Origin of the sequence: Gracilibacillus sp. D59, from assembly GCF_052246695.1 — a bacterium.
Classification (GTDB): Bacteria; Bacillota; Bacilli; order Bacillales; family Amphibacillaceae; genus Gracilibacillus.
In genome coordinates, this window is sequence record NZ_JBQQCK010000004.1 from 163,600 (window position 1) to 179,016 (window position 15,417).

Consider the following 15,417-nt stretch of genomic DNA (forward strand, 5'->3'; position numbering starts at 1 on the left):
ATAACTCTTTTATAACAATGGATTTAGTGATGACCTCAGATCACCACTAAATCCATTTCATAAAATGCTCTGGCTTACTCTAACTCGTCTTCAGAATAGTATCCACTATCAATAACCACTTCCTGATAGTTATCAATATCAACTGATACAGGTTCTACTAGATAAGTAGGAACAACTTTTTCATTGTTGTCATATGTTTCTGTATCATTAACCTCTGCTTCTTCACCATTAAGAATCGCTTCTGTCATATCTACTGCTACGGCAGCTAAATCACGAGTGTCTTTAAATACGGTTTGTGTCTGCTCACCAGCAATGATTGATTTAATAGAAGCTAGCTCTGCATCTTGACCAGTAATTACTGGTAATGGAAGATCACTAGAACCATAACCTACACCTTTAAGTGCTTGGATTACACCACGGCTAATACCATCATACGGGGATAATACAGCATCTACTGTTTCTCCACCTGAGTAAGAACTACTTAAGATATTCTCCATACGTGATTTCGCTGTGTTTCCATCCCATCGCATTGTTGCTGCTTGTTCAAATTCTGTTTGTTCACTTTGAACGACTAATTTGCCTTCATCGATATATGGTTGAAGGATACTCATTGCACCATCCCAGAAGAAATATGCATTGTTATCATCTGGCGAACCACCAAATAATTCAATATTAAATGGGCCTTCTGCGTTCTTTAAATCAAGAGCTTCTTCAATGTAAGATGCTTGTAATACACCTACTTGAAAGTTATCAAATGTTGCATAATACGAAACGTGAGGAGATTCCATGATCAAACGGTCATAAGAAATAACTTCAATACCTTGTTCATTTGCCTTTCTCAATACATCAGTAAGTGCTGTACCGTCAATCGATGCAACAACAAGTACTTTTGCACCTTTTACGATCATATTTTCAATTTGTGCGATTTGCTTATCTACATCATCTTCTGCATATTGCAAATCTGTCTCATAACCTAACTCTTCCAGTTGCTTTACCATATTATTTCCATCATCAACCCAACGCTGAGAAGATTTTGTCGGCATTGCTACACCGATTAGTTCACCATCAGTGGACTCTTCGCCATCACCTGAACTTCCACCTGAAGTATCATCACTTCCACAGGCAGCTAAAAATAGAATAAGACTAAAGAAGATTGCTAAAATACTAAACTTTTTCATCTTTGTAACCCCTTCCAACAAATATTATTTTATCTTGCCTGGTTATAAATTTATCACAAACCAAACTGTAAGCCTTTGCATAAATTTAATCAGTTTTTATAAAAATTTAATCAAAATGTAATGTAAGTGAAACATTATGCCATAAGAAAAGCGCAGAGCGCCCGTTTAGAAACGTAGCGACTGGAGCGGATCAACTGAGATAAAGGAATCACGGTGAGGTTACGAACCGATGATGACTTATCGTAGAGCGATCCGTGAAGTCGCCTAGTTTTTGGGCGATCGGAGCTAGACATCCGCGCAAATTTTCTTGTCTTATAAGAAAAACGAGACAACCCGCCCAGCCTTAACTATATGCTAAGTAGGTCTGTGGCGATTGCTATTCGAAGCCATTATGAAATATATATATCTTTCCGTGGGGTTTGCCCTTCAGCTAGCTTTTTCGAGCAAAAACGCTCAAAAAAGTGAATCTTCAGAGCAAACGAGTCCCACAGGAGTTGAAGTGGGAGCCATCATTTAAATCATGTGCTACAACATTTGTCAGACCTAGTAACTTGGGTTATTATTTCTGTGAAAGTGTATAAATTACTCCTAGGGGAATAGCGCGAGATGAAGATCCTAAGCACTCAAATTCAGAAGAATGGAAGAAAGCTCACACAAAACAGATTTTTTTAGTTCGCATGATATCTACTAAAAAAAAAAACGAAGACGTTTGGTAGATTACCATGTCTTCGTTTTGTTACTTTTCCGTTTATAATTGATGCTTGTACTGTTTTGGTGTCATTCCTATCGATTTTCTAAAGGCTGTGCTGAAATAGTGTTGTGAATCATAGCCTACGTGTTCGGCGATTTCGCGGATATTGAGATCTGTGGTTTTCAATAAATTTTTCGCTGCCTGCAAGCGCAATTGCGTTACTATTTTTACATAAGAAACCCCTAGATCTTGTTTAATCATTTTACTAAGGTAAACTGTCGAAACATGAAGTGACTCCGCAATACTTTCCAATGTTAAATGAGAATCCTGATAATGTTTGCGAATATACTGGATCGATTGTTTAACAAGAGGGGAAAGTTGCATATATTTATTTAAGTCTTGTTTAGCTTCAGAATAGATAGATGGAATACTTGCAGCTTCAACTTCTATTTGCTTTGAATAAACCTGCTGCTCTAATTCTACTCTTATCAATTCTTCTAAATGCAACGCTAAGTCCGCAGAAGCTTGATCCCAAATAAAAATAGATATCCACTGTGAATCTTCCACAAATATGGCACTTACGTACTGTTGCATTTCTTTTTCTAGTAACTGCTGCATGCTTTCCAATTGTAACTTTCGGTCTTGTTCATTAAGCAAATAATGCTCTCTCTCACCATCGAGCCATTTCATAATAATCAACGATTGAGGATTAGTTTGGGGGAGTTCTAAAAATTGTAATTGATCTTTTATTTCTTCTTCCCCTAGACTACCTGTCATCCAATCCAGAAAAAAACGATTTCTTAACTGTTTATGATTCCTCTTCACCTGCGTAGAAGCCTGTTGTAAAAAGTTTGCCTCTTGCTTTTTTTGATCTAATTGCTGTTTCACTTCATTTAAAATAGCAGTTAGCTGATTTGGGTTTACCGGCTTTAATAAATAATCCTCTACTTGCAATCGGATTGCTTCTTGAGCATATTGAAAATCATCATATCCAGATATCACTACCATACGACAATCCTGTAACTGATCCTTAATTTTCTTCATTGCTGTAATACCATTCATAATGGGCATATTTAAATCTATTAATAACACATCGATTTTATGTTGAATAGCCTGTTCTAATGCTTCTTCACCGTCTTCCGCTTCCGCTACAACTTCCATATTAAAATCTTCCCAATTAACAGAAGACCTTATTCCATCACGTATGATAAATTCATCATCTGCAATTAACACTTTCCAAGAATCCATCTGCATCACTTCTCCCTTTCCTCATCACTTTCATTCATACCTGGTAATAATATCGTCACAGTCGTTCCGATATTTTCCTGACTATCTATTGTCATACCATAACCTGATCCATGTGTTAAGCGAATTCTCGCTTGAACATTCAACATGCCATAACCCTTTTTATTCCTTGTTTCCTCTGAGTTTTCTGTTAGAGTCACGGATTCTGCCAATGCTTCTTTCATGTCACTCAATTGTTGTGGTGTCATTCCTTTTCCATCGTCACTGACTTGAATAAGTAAATCTTGACCCCACGGTTTAGCTTCTATATTTATATGTCCTGCTCCTCGTCGCTCTTTAATTCCGTGATAGATGGCATTTTCGATAATCGGTTGCAGGATAAACTTTAGAATGGCATTTTGTTTAATAGACGCATCCACTTTAATTTGATAATGTAGCTTTTCACGATATCTCGTTTTTTGTATTTTTAAATAGCTTTCGATATGATCAATTTCTTCAGACAAAGAAATAACATCTCGCCCCTTACTCAAACCAATTCGAAAAAGCTTTGCCAGTGATTCTACTACTTCTGCTACGTCATTTGCCTTCTGTTTCCTTGCCATCCACTGTATGGTATCAAGTGTGTTATAAAGAAAATGGGGATTAATATTCGCTTGTAAACTACGAAATTCAGCATCTCTTTTCTGTCTTTCCTGCCTTTCTGTGAGGTGCAATAAATCATTAAGCTTCGTTAACATCGTATTAAAACTTCTCCCTAATAGTCCTATCTCATCAAATCTTTTCTCCTCGTATCTAACGTTGAAATCGCCGCCTTCAGCTTTCTTCATAAATGATACCAATTGGACTATCGGTTTGGAAATCGAATGCGATAGGAAGTAAGAGACTGGAATACCAAAGAACATAATGATAAAAATAAACATCACTAAGTAAAAATTTATTTCACGCAAGCCAAAAATCGTTTCTTCCGCCGGAAATACACCGACCGTTACCCAGTTGGCAAAAGGTGACCGTTGATAAATAAATTGAATCTTCTCCCCTTTAATTGTTTTGGAAAAATCACCTGATTGTTGTTTACTAATCCAATTCAACGGTATTTTACTCACAATCGGTTGATTAGGTTGATAAATATTTTGACCACTATCATCAATCACCATTAAGTATCCACTTTTTCCCAATGTGATATCTTTTACCGTTTCAGCGATGACTCTTAATTTCAAATCAATCATTACTACACCGTGAACTTGCTCTGTAAAAGGGTCTATCACCGCTCTTACAACAGTCACCACATCATCGTTAGTATAATCCACGATAGAATGCAATCTTCTTCCATCAGGTCGGCCAATGATCTTAAAAATGCCATTATTCTCAATAGCTTCTTGATACCAGGAAGTCTCTGTTAAATCAATAATGGACGGAGCATACAATTCATTACTTACATAATCACCTTTATCATTTACTACCATTATACCGGCCACTTCTGGTGATACAGTTGTGAAATTTCGCAAATACCGTTGGATGTCATATTTATTATCGGATACAGCATTTGGACCACTTTCATTTCCTGCCAAGAATTGTTCCACATCTTGATTATTCGAAATCATATAAGTATAACTTTGCAGATTACTAGTATAGAACTCAAAAGATTCATTCACTTTATCAATAAGTTGAAGTGTATTATCATTTACCTGTTCTTCCATGACACGCTCAACCGTCCAACTGATCAATAGAGCCAAACAAAAAATGGGCAATATACTAATCAATAAAAAGTGTGAAATTAATTTATATCGAATTGGAATATTATTTATTTGTGTCCAGCGCTTCACTATTCATCCATCCATTCTTTAATCAACAGGATAGTAATCGTTAACATTTTCTTTTGTCACAACCTTAATACCTGTATCAACATAACGTGGTAGGTTCGTTTCACCTTCCAAATCTCCTGCTAGATCATGTTGAAGATGAAAGAGAAACTGTAATGACCAATATCCCATTTCCCAGGTACCTTGTGCTAGGGTTGCTGAAATAACACCCTCATCAATCATATCTAGCGTTCCTTTATCTGTATCAAAGCTAATAATATGAAGTTCTCCTTTTTTCTGTTGCTCTAATACTGCTTTACCTACTCCAACTCCGCCATTAGCCTCTGAAGCAAAAATACCTTTTATATTTGGATGTTCTCTCATTAATTCTTCGGAAACTTCTTTAGATATCATCTGATCTCCACGACCATCTTTGACATCAACCACAGTCATACCCGGGTACTCCTTTTCGATTGTCTCGCGGAAACCTTGCGTCCGCTCTTGATGATTAAGTTGATTCGGATGTGTTACAACACCCACTTCACCAGATTCGTTTAATAATTCCGCCATTTTGTGTGCAGCAGTAACACCAGCATAATGATTATTCGTTCCTAAAAAAGCATATGCTTTACTATCTGGTGCATCGGCGTCAAACATTACAACAGGAATACCAGAATCTACAGCTTTATTAATAACTGGATTTAATGCCTCGGGATCCAAAGTGGAAATTGCAATTCCAGAAGGGTTTTTCGCGATGACTTGTTCCAACACTGTAATTTCTTCATTTACGTCATATTGTGTTGCACCTCTGTATTCTACAGAAACATTAAGAGCCTCAGCTGCATCCTCGAAACCTTTTAACGGTCTCTTCCAATAATCAATACCAGTTTGAAATGTTACCATCACATATGTTTCATCAATGGTACCCCGCAACTCCTGTTCAGACCATTCATTATTCGTCGTTTCACTTGTTTGATATTGATATACATATAAAACAAATAATCCAATTAAGACAATATAAACAATCAAAAGCTTTCTCATTTTTGTAACCCCTTTCAAATCAAAATAGAGGGTATTTCTATCCTGTTAATGGAAAAATAGTATATATGATTTTTATTTCCTATATCGATTGTACTAAAATTGTATAGGAATTAAGTATATTCTTCAATATTAATTTTTCCCATTTAAAAAGCTACACTGGTTTGTGTAACTTTATTTTTGCGCTATAATTATTTCGAGATCAATTGTAACTTTTTCTATAGGCTGTTTTATTTCTTTTCCCCAGGTTAAAGGAGTCATATTCCATAGGTCTTCGCGTACATCAGGTGGAACTTGCCATTGATAGTGGATCGTTTGAACCTCCAAGTTCTCAAAATGCTGTTTAATATGCTCCAGTACTTCAGTATTTGTATAGGATTGCTGCTTCTCATCCATTACCTGTTCCCTTATCTCTTGTAAATAATTGCTTCTAGGTATTACTTTAATTAAGTGTCCATCTGTATGTAACAGTCTCTTAAATTCCTGATAATTTGCAGGAGATAAAATATTTAATAAGATATCAGTTTTCCCTGACTGAAATGGACTTTTAGCTAAATCAGCAACTGTCCATATCTGCCCTTGATGATATTTAGCTGCTGTTAAAATCCCATCTTTGGCAATATCCATACCAATTCCAACCGAAGAACGGTTCAATTTATTGGTGATTTTTTGGAGATGAGAGCCTTCACCACAGCCGAGATCAAAGATAGTTGCAGACCGATGATCCAGCGCATCAATAATATCGGCAATTTTTTGATGTAACCGATCGTACATACCTTTTTGAATAACATTATATCTAGCTTCGAACAACTTTTTATCATAATCCTTTGGAGATGATTTTGCATAGAAATTGATATATCCTTTTTTCGCCAAATCAAACTGATGATTTGAGGTGCAAATAACAGAGGTGTTCTCAACTCTCATCTCCCCCCTGCAGATCGGGCAAATGAAAAGAGATTTATTTTGCTCTATCAGTTGTGCTGCTTGCTCAATTTTCTTCATAATCGTACTCCAGTTTTTCTTTTATCACGGCGCTAAGCGGGGATAACAAACGCTAACACCCTGATAAGTTTTGCGAATGACCAGGTGGAGATCGCCCACACTGATCATAGTCTCACTTTATCATATCTTGAGTAGTCATCGATTGCAAATTCATCCACGAACTAATTTATTCCGTGTATAGTTAGACCACATTTCTACAATTAGAATTAGGACGACCAAACCGATTAATATCGAACCTACTTCATTCCATCTATACGCATTCATAGCAAAAATTAACGGTGCACCTATACCACCTGCTCCAACAAGTCCGAGAATGGATGCTTCACGCAAGTTCATATCAAATCGATACACCCCAATTGATAAAAACATCGCCGTTAGCTGCGGAACGATACCAAATCTGATTTTCTCAAAAGTGGTACAGCCTATCGATGTCATTGATTCAAAGATACTCGTATCCAAGTCTTCTACTGCATCGACAAAAAGCTTTGCAAGCATACCAATTGAAATTAGCGCAATTGTCAATACACCAGTAAAGGGACCTTGACCTGATACTCGAACAAACATTAAACCATAAACCAATGAAGGAATTGTACGAATAAAAATCAACAATAACCTTGTTAAAAATGCCACAGGCTTTGGAACCACATTTGATGCAGATAAAAAAGCAAGCGGAATTGCTAAGATTGCACCAAGAATTGTTCCTAAAAAAGCTATCGCAATCGTTTCCACTAGTAAATACATGACACCCTGCGTGGTAAAATCCAACAAAAAGTCTAAATCTGGCGTGGCAATTCCCAAAAGAATACTTTTAGCAATCGCCCAACCACTTTCCTCCATACTTCCAAAATCAATAACAAATAGTGACCAAATCATTAAACCTAGTAAAACTATGGAAATAACATAAATATAACTGTTGTTTCTTGGTTTTGCATATAATTGTTTTTCGATAGCATTCATCTTAAGTCAAGCCTTTCATATCAACTTTTTCCTGAAATATTCACTAACCGTCTCAATCAAAAACACTGTAATAGCTAGCATAAGTAATATCATTCCGACACTTGCATAATCACGCCAGCCTAGCCCCTCATTCAAAAGTATCCCGATTCCGCCAGCACCTACATAACCTAAGATTGCAGCATAACGAACATTTCCTTCAAAACAAAACATGGAAGTAGATAAGTAGTTAGGCAATACTTGAGGGAAAATCGCATAACGAAATGCTTGCATTCTCGTAATTCCGATCGATTCCATCGCTTCAAAGGCACCCATACTAGCATTCTCAATTTGCTCATACAATAACTTCCCTACATATGCTACCGTAAAGAGAAATATAGCTACTGTACCGGCTAATGTCCCTAAACCGAAAATAAAAGTTGCAATTAAAGCTGAGACTAAAGTAGGCATTGTCCTTAATATACTTAAAAATAGTCGTGCAATCATGACTACTAACTTACTTTTTATAATGTTAGAAGCTGCTAGGTAAGCAACTGGAACAGCAACAAGTGAACCTAATGCAGAACCAAGGATCGACATCATAATGGTGTCCAATAAGGACTGCCATAAATGCGGAAGGTATTCCCACTTAGGAGGAATCATTTCATTTATAATAACGAAAAACTCATCTCCTCGTGTTACTAACACACTAAACTGAAAGTTAGTAAACCTTATCGATAAATAGACTGCAATAAGAACCATAACCAATATCAAAGGTGTACGAGATCTTTTTTCCAAAACTTTCTTACCATTAGGTAATACTACTTGCTTTGGAGGAAAAATTTTATCAAACATAGGCACCTTCCTCATAAAGTTCCTGTTTCACTTCGTCGGCTTTCCCTTTATAAATATAGTCTAATACTTCATCTGTTACCTCATTAGTAGAGCCATCGTAGACAATTTGTCCTTCCCTTACACCGATAATTCGATCTGCATACTCCAGTGCCACTTCTACATGGTGAATATTCAAAATTACGGTCATATCCATCTCTTGATTGATTCGCCTGAAGTCATCCATTACTTGCTTAGATGTGACCGGATCTAATGATGCAATCGGTTCATCAGCAAGAAGGATAGCTGGATCTTGTGCTAACGTTCTCGCCAACGCCACACGTTGCTGCTGTCCCCCGGATAACTGATCAACACGAACATACGCCTTATCTAAAATGCCTACCTGATCTAAGGCAGTCAATGCTTGTAGTTTATGGTCTTTACTAAATATCCCAGTCACTTTTCGCCAAAAAGATAGCTCTGGCACAAAAGAAACTAATACATTTTTAATTACAGTTGTACGTGTGATTAAATTAAAAGATTGAAAAATCATACCTATCTTCTTGCGGAAATTACGAATTTGTTTTCCTTTTAATTCTTCAACATTCGTGCCGTCCACGATAAGAGAACCTTTCGTAATATCATGCATTCTATTAATACATCGAATAAGCGTAGACTTACCAGCACCAGATAAACCGATTACTGCTACAAATTCACCTTTTTCTATTTTTAGATTAATATTTTCCAGAGCTTTCACTTTATTTGGATATACTTTATCAACATTCGTAAATTCAATCATTTCTATCGCCTTCCTTGTGAAAAATGAGAACACCAAAGAATGATGTCCTCATTTCACCTTCAATATTATTATAAAAAGGTAGAACATTTAGTCTAATGACTGCACCATTTCTTGTGCTTCACGTTCTTTGTCATAATCTGAATCTTTGGCTTTTTGATAGCCTTCATGATTGTAAATAGAGATAACTTCTTTTCCTTCTTCTGTTTCTGCAATATTCATAAATGCTTGTTGAATAGCAGCTTTTAAGTCATCATCCATCTTTTCGGAATTTTTACTCACACTGATTGTGTCATTGTATATACCAGGAGTTACACCAATGACATTTGTTTCATCCCAGATGGTTCCTTCTCTAGATTCCCACGCTTTTTCATTATCTCGTCTAGCATCTGCATATGTTACCATTACATCTATTTGTTCTTCTGCTAGTCTTGCAAAAGCACTACCATATGAATCTACTTGTACTTTATTGGGCAGATCTGCAATCGTAAGATCAAAGTTATCTTTCAACCATAATGATGGATAAATATAACCTGCTGGAGATGATGATGACATGACTGCCCAGTTAGCACTTTTTATGTCTTCAGCTGTAAGCTCTTCGCCTTTGTTTACTTTATCCGCTAATTCTTGTCCTTTTTCGGAAGGACCAGCAATCATTAATGCGCGATAGTAAGTGACTTGTTCATCACTCGGTTCTGTCGGTTTATTTTCATTCCAGTCGCTCGGATCATCTGAGTCATTATTCAATCCTGCTCGAGTTGCTGTCAAAATAACCTCTGCACCATCATCATACAGTACATATGTACCGCCAGGAATAAAACCAATATCTGTTGTACCTGCAGAAAGTGCTTCACCTACCGCTTCATAATTGGTACCAACATCAATCTTCACTTCCCCTATGTCATAACCCAAAGTTGCCATTTCTTCCTTTAATAAATCTTTCAAAGGTTCTGTCGCTGTTACAATTTCCTCTGGATCACGTGAAGGTACAAATCCTATAGATAATGTATCGATAGATTTAGTTGACTCTTCCTCTGCTTCTCCGCTTTCAGACTCTGTATTATTTTCTGTTTCACTTGCTTCTGCTTCATTCGTAGTATCCTCTTCTTCACCGCTCCCACACGCTACTAAAAAAGCAATCAATGCAAGAACTAATAAACACCATAGCTTTTTCAACATCATTTTCCCCTCTCTAATATTTAGAAGATTCTAATCATTTATAATGGTAAAAAATAAACATTGAGATGGCATTAATTTAATGTAAAAAAATGTATAGTTTTTGCAAAAATTGAATAATAGCTGCTAACCTAAATAGGCTAGCAGCTATTCCATGCCTTACTCATTCTCAATAATAGTAAAATCATCGATATTAATACGTTCTCCTGATGTTCCACCTACAACAATTCGGAATCTAACCGTATTTGTTTCATTTACTTCGATCGTTTCTGACGACAGTGTACTTCTACTACTATAGGGACCAGCGACACTTGTCCAAGTTGCGCCTCCATTTGTAGACTTCTCTAAACTCCAATTTGCTCCACTGTCATTACCAAAGTTAGCATGCTCCACCTTCACACTTTCGGCTCCATTCACATCAAAATTCATCGAAATTGTTCCATTAGCACGAATACGACTAGATTGTGTGCCGTTTTTCTTATCTGAGGATAAAGACCCTAACAATGCATTATCAAAATGCCATGAACCTGATGCTAATGTTACATCATCTGCTGCATAAGCCGCTTTACTACCATTGTCAAAGCTTTCTATGACTCCATCCACTGGTTCATTTGGTTCATCACTATCCACATATCCATAGGAACCTTCTTTAAAAGTTGAACGATCCCACCACTTATAATCATGTGCTGGCTCACTCCAGGGCTCTGATTCCGGTTCAGTCGAGTTTATTGGGGTTTCCATACTTAATAAAGAGGTTTCCTCATCTAAGTTTATACCTGCTACCTGATCAAATGATGCATAATCTTTTTGTTCAGCTAACCAATTAATTAAATTAACAAGTAAGACATGATTATCTTGATCATAGAAGCCATCATATGTTGTTTTTGTACCACCAGTTTCTTCCCTTTTATATTTTGGAGTAATATCTTCAACTGGTGAAGAATCACCTATCACTGCTACTTTTCCTAAGTTGTATTTGCCTATCGCTACATAGGCTCCTTCGTCTATTCCACCGCCTTCATACACACCTTGATCTACTGCATGGGACCACGCCTCATTTGTTTCCTCTATATATACAATTCCCTTCGCTTTATCGGAATCCGTAATAGCAATTGTCGATCCAGCATGCATAGTGATCGTATTAACATTATCCGTAATATTAAATGACTGGGATGGTGACACGATAACGTCTGAATGAACATTACCTAATGCATTGTAGCGTATCCGCATCCCAAAATGATCACTTAACCAATCGGAACTTGAAACGTTTTGCATATAAAAAGAATCCTCTTCCGCTTGACTCATGCCCAATGCCGGATCTGACCATGCGCCACGTCGATATCCATTAAACACCTCTGAAGAATCCCATCTGTTCTTATTACGATCAGCATTATAATGGTCTGCAATGAAAAAAATACTTCCACCTTGATCTACATAATCTACCAAAGTCTCTTGTTCTTGATTGGAGAAAGGAATATTTGCTTCTGGTATGACAAACACATCATAATATTCTAAATCACTTAAGGTAAATCGCCCTTCTTTTCGCAACTCTTTCACATAATATCCCTCTTCTGCAATTGCTTCAGCAAAATCGGAAAATGCTCCGTCAATTACCCAATCTGCTGCACCTGCAGTCTGTGCATGTGTGTTATCAAACAAGACAGATAAACCATTTGTTGAACCACTAGGAGCTATTGCTGGGGCTGGATCTGATGGTCCCTCAGCATCAACAGTTGGTACAAACACAGTAAATAGACACATAAACGCAATTAACAAGTATGACCATTTTCTATACATCGTTAGCCCTCCTATTTTGTATTGTCACTCCACAAAACAAAACCTGCATCAACCATTACCTTCCATTAATATTAAATATAGCAAACTAATGTTATGTCAGTGTTAGAACGCTGTTAAAATATGGTTAATTTTTTATAAAACACGAATATTTACAAAGTAGACATAGCAGCAAAAGCAAAGAAGTTAGGATAGGACACTTGATCTGAAGTAGAAACAAAAAAAGGACGTACTATTCGAGGCGAAATAATGAAGTTTCTTGCATTAAAAAGCAGGTGAAGCATATAATCGGGAGTCGCATACTCTTTTTACTAGGTGAGTCCCTTATATATGCATATAATCGGGAGTCACATACTTTTTTGCTAGGTGAATCCCTTAAATACGCATTTAATCGGGAGTCACACTCTTTTTGCTAGGTGAATACCTTATATATGCATATAATCGGGAGTCACACACTCTTTTGCTAGGTGAACCCCTTATATATGCATATAATCGGGAGTCGCATACTTTTTTGCTAGGTGAATACCTTATATATGCATATAATCGGGAGTCACACACTCTTTTTGCTAGGCGAATCCCTTAAATACGCATTTAATCGGGACTCGCACTCTCTTTTTGCTAGGTGAATCCCTTATATATGCATATAATCGGGAGTCACATACTTTTTTGCTAGGTGAATCCCTTAAATACGCATTTAATCGGGACTCGCACTCTCTTTTTGCTAAGCGAATCCCTTATATATGCATATAATTGGGATTCACACACTCTTATTACTAAGTGAATACCGAAAAAAAGAGCCCGGTTAAACTGGACTCGGGATGACTTATCAATTCATGTTATATATATTTAATCCTAATATTCTTTCTCAAATTTCTTTGAACTTCTCACCGTGTCAATATGGCGAACCATTCCTTCAATTTCTTTTCGTTTATCTTCTAAAAATGGTGGTAATGATAGCTTTTCACCTAAGGTTTCATATGGTTCATCACCCATAAACCCTGGACCGTCAGTAGCTAATTCAAATAGTATCTGTGGTGCAACTCTTGTATATAATGATTTAAAGAAAAAGCGATCGACATATCCAGAAGTCTGTAAACCGAAGCGACGATAATGTTCATCCCATTGATGCAATGTCTCGAGATCATCAATCCGGAAAGCGGCATGGTGTACGGTACCATAACCTTGACGGGCCATAGGTAAGACACCATTTTCTTCCACAATTACTTGTGCACCATTCCCACCTTCACCAACTTCAAATAAGTGATACGAACCATCATGGTCAATTTCTGTAAATAGCAATACTTTTTCCATAACTTGTTTGAAATATTTATAGTCCTGGATACGTACAAAAATCGGACCTAACCCTGTGATTGCATATTCTAATGGAATAGGACCGTCCTGCCACGGGGTACCAGAGGCAACTCCTTCATTACCTTCATCAGAGATTAATTGATATTGCTGATCATCAAAGTCAACAAAATTTAATACTTTCTTACCGAATTGCTCTTTAATTCCGTCATGTTTTACGTCTAGCTTATCAAACCGTTTTACCCAGTATTCAAGAGCAGCATCTGACGGTATACGAAAGCCAGTACGGTAAATTTCATTCGTACCATGAGAGCCTTTCGGGATACCAGGGAAGTCAAAGAAGGTCATATCTGTTCCTGGGCTGCCTTTATCATCAGCAAAGAACAGATGGTATGTTTGAATATCGTCCTGATTAACAGTTTTCTTTACTAATCTCATACCTAATACATAGGTGAAAAACTTATAATTCTCTTCCGCACTGCTTGTAATAGCTGTTACGTGATGAATTCCTTTTAAGCCGTTCATATAATCATCTCCTATAATCGAAGTAATTTATTTCGAATTCGAGATAAATATAACAGAATAAATAGGGAAAATCAATTAAAAGTGCCTCACATTTTATTTATAGAGTGGACATCTGTTCCGCTATGTAGGCAAAAAACATTAGAATTGAAGTTAATGTTGCCTAATAACGGAATAAATGTCCGCGAACCCACTTAAAATAGCAGTTTTGTCACAAATAAAGGAACAGAAGTCCACTCCTCCCTCTCAATTACCAGGTTCACTGTTTATCTTTTCCACCAGTCGTCAAACACTGTAACAGGTTCTTCCCGCTTATGACGTGTTTTCATAAACCATTGTTCAATTGTTTCCGCATCTTTATCTGAAACTTGTTTGCCTTCTAAATAGTCATCAATTGCATCATACGTCACACCTAAAGCTTCCTCATCTGGTAATTGTGGACGATCACTCTCTAGATCTGCTGTAGGTGCTTTCTCATAGAGACGCTCCGGGGAACCGAGCAACTTAAGAATTGATTTCCCTTGGCGTTTATTCAAACGATATAACGGCAAAATATCTGCCGCTCCATCACCATATTTTGTAAAGAAACCAGTAACCGCCTCTGCAGCATGATCTGTACCAACAACAACACCATTACATGCAGCAGCAATATCATATTGTACCTTCATACGTTCACGAGCTTTGGTATTTCCTTTTACAAACTCACTAATATCACCGATTTCCTTCTCTACAGCTGCTTCACTAGCATCAACAGCAGCCTTGATATTCACTCGGACAATTCTACTCGGCTTAATAAAATCAAGCGCAACCAAACAATCATCTTCATCCGCTTGTTCTCCGTATGGTAAACGGACTGCTATAAACTGGTATTTTCCTTCACCTAGTTCTTCGTTTAACTCATTAATTGCTGTCTGACAGATGTATCCTGCTAACGTTGAATCTTGACCACCAGAAATCCCTAATACAGCACTTTTCAAAAAAGAATGCTTTTTCAAATAAGCTTTGACAAAATCTACACTACGACGAAATTCTTCTTGTGGATCAACCTCTGGCTGTACTTTTAATGTTTCAATAATTTCCTTTTGTAATGAACGCACCCCAAAT

At 37.0% G+C, this 15,417-nt stretch carries 12 protein-coding genes; all 12 read right to left on the bottom strand.

The genetic code is table 11. The features are described 5' to 3' along the window. Nucleotides 1-74: 74 nt before the first annotated feature. The 12 genes from chvE to nadE all read right to left on the bottom strand — a co-directional run bounded on the left by chvE (nucleotide 75) and on the right by nadE (nucleotide 15,410). Complete coding sequence (chvE, locus tag ACTWP4_RS09135) at nucleotides 75-1,178, bottom strand: multiple monosaccharide ABC transporter substrate-binding protein (RefSeq protein ID WP_443128458.1); 1,104 nt, start codon at nucleotides 1,176-1,178, stop codon at nucleotides 75-77. A gap of 748 nt (nucleotides 1,179-1,926) precedes the next feature. Continuing rightward, nucleotides 1,927-3,117, bottom strand: coding sequence for a response regulator transcription factor (locus tag ACTWP4_RS09140; RefSeq protein WP_443128459.1), 1,191 nt, complete (start codon nucleotides 3,115-3,117; stop codon nucleotides 1,927-1,929). Between the two features lie 5 nt (nucleotides 3,118-3,122). Beyond that, complete coding sequence (locus ACTWP4_RS09145) at nucleotides 3,123-4,937, bottom strand: cache domain-containing sensor histidine kinase (RefSeq protein WP_443128460.1); 1,815 nt, start codon at nucleotides 4,935-4,937, stop codon at nucleotides 3,123-3,125. A gap of 18 nt (nucleotides 4,938-4,955) precedes the next feature. Next, nucleotides 4,956-5,954 carry a substrate-binding domain-containing protein gene (locus ACTWP4_RS09150; protein ID WP_443128461.1) on the bottom strand — a complete coding sequence of 333 codons (999 nt, stop codon included), beginning with the start codon at nucleotides 5,952-5,954 and terminating at the stop codon, nucleotides 4,956-4,958. A 171-nt stretch (nucleotides 5,955-6,125) separates the two neighbouring features. Next, entirely contained in the window at nucleotides 6,126-6,953 is an 828-nt protein-coding gene (locus tag ACTWP4_RS09155; protein WP_443128462.1) for a putative RNA methyltransferase, read from the bottom strand. A 150-nt stretch (nucleotides 6,954-7,103) separates the two neighbouring features. Next, nucleotides 7,104-7,910 (bottom strand): phosphonate ABC transporter, permease protein PhnE, encoded by an 807-nt coding sequence (gene phnE, locus ACTWP4_RS09160; RefSeq protein ID WP_443128463.1) that lies wholly within the window; start codon nucleotides 7,908-7,910, stop codon nucleotides 7,104-7,106. A 15-nt stretch (nucleotides 7,911-7,925) separates the two neighbouring features. Further along, the gene (gene phnE, locus ACTWP4_RS09165; RefSeq protein WP_443128464.1) at nucleotides 7,926-8,741 is read right to left on the bottom strand and encodes a phosphonate ABC transporter, permease protein PhnE; all 816 of its coding nucleotides are present in this window, start codon (nucleotides 8,739-8,741) and stop codon (nucleotides 7,926-7,928) included. Beyond that, nucleotides 8,734-9,516, bottom strand: coding sequence for a phosphonate ABC transporter ATP-binding protein (gene phnC, locus ACTWP4_RS09170; RefSeq protein WP_443128465.1), 783 nt, complete (start codon nucleotides 9,514-9,516; stop codon nucleotides 8,734-8,736). The genes phnE (ACTWP4_RS09165) and phnC overlap by 8 nt, the downstream gene beginning before the upstream one ends. An 87-nt stretch (nucleotides 9,517-9,603) precedes the next feature. Further along, nucleotides 9,604-10,692: a phosphate/phosphite/phosphonate ABC transporter substrate-binding protein gene (locus ACTWP4_RS09175; RefSeq protein WP_443128466.1), complete on the bottom strand. Its 1,089-nt coding sequence runs from the start codon at nucleotides 10,690-10,692 to the stop codon at nucleotides 9,604-9,606. Between the two features lie 156 nt (nucleotides 10,693-10,848). Next, complete coding sequence (locus ACTWP4_RS09180; protein ID WP_443128467.1) at nucleotides 10,849-12,486, bottom strand: Ig domain protein group 2 domain protein; 1,638 nt, start codon at nucleotides 12,484-12,486, stop codon at nucleotides 10,849-10,851. 849 nt (nucleotides 12,487-13,335) lie between these two features. Beyond that, complete coding sequence (locus tag ACTWP4_RS09185) at nucleotides 13,336-14,316, bottom strand: ring-cleaving dioxygenase (protein ID WP_443128468.1); 981 nt, start codon at nucleotides 14,314-14,316, stop codon at nucleotides 13,336-13,338. Between the two features lie 263 nt (nucleotides 14,317-14,579). Next, nucleotides 14,580-15,410 (bottom strand): ammonia-dependent NAD(+) synthetase, encoded by an 831-nt coding sequence (nadE, locus tag ACTWP4_RS09190; protein WP_443128469.1) that lies wholly within the window; start codon nucleotides 15,408-15,410, stop codon nucleotides 14,580-14,582. Nucleotides 15,411-15,417: the final 7 nt, after the last annotated feature.